Source organism: Vibrio sp. 1249-1 (assembly GCF_033340495.1).
On the sequence record NZ_JAWOWJ010001132.1, the window covers coordinates 1 to 528 of the forward strand.

A 528-nucleotide genomic window follows, 5' to 3' on the forward strand; every position below is an offset into this window, starting at 1 on the left:
GATCAAAGGTATTACAACGCTTAACGACCTAACCATGGTTAACGTATCAGGCCCAGGTATGAAGGGGATGGTAGGCATGGCGAGCCGAGTATTTGGTGCGATGTCTTCTGCTGGTGTCTCTATTGTATTGATTACTCAATCATCGTCTGAGTACAGCATCAGCTTCTGTATCGAGGCTGATGATAAGCTGAACGCTCAACAAGTTCTGGCGGATGCGTTTGAGCTTGAACTAAAAGACGGTCTATTGGAACCGGTTGATTTTATCGATGATGTTTCGATCGTTACCTTGGTTGGTGACGGCATGCGTACATCTCGTGGTGTTGCTTCACGTTTCTTCTCTTCTCTTGCGGAAGTGAACGTTAATATCGTCGCGATTGCGCAGGGTTCTTCAGAGCGTGCTATCTCTGCGGTAATTCCGGAAGACAAAATTTCTGAGGCGATCAAAGCGTGTCACGAAAACCTATTTAACTCGAAATACTTCCTCGATGTGTTTGTTGTTGGTGTTGGCGGTGTTGGCGGTGAGCTGGT

1 protein-coding gene is annotated in these 528 nt (G+C 46.8%); it reads left to right on the forward strand.

The genetic code is table 11. From position 1 onward, the window contains the following. The coding region (locus tag R7Z50_RS30875) for an ACT domain-containing protein (RefSeq protein ID WP_318150198.1) at positions 1–528 on the forward strand (528 nt) is incomplete at both ends.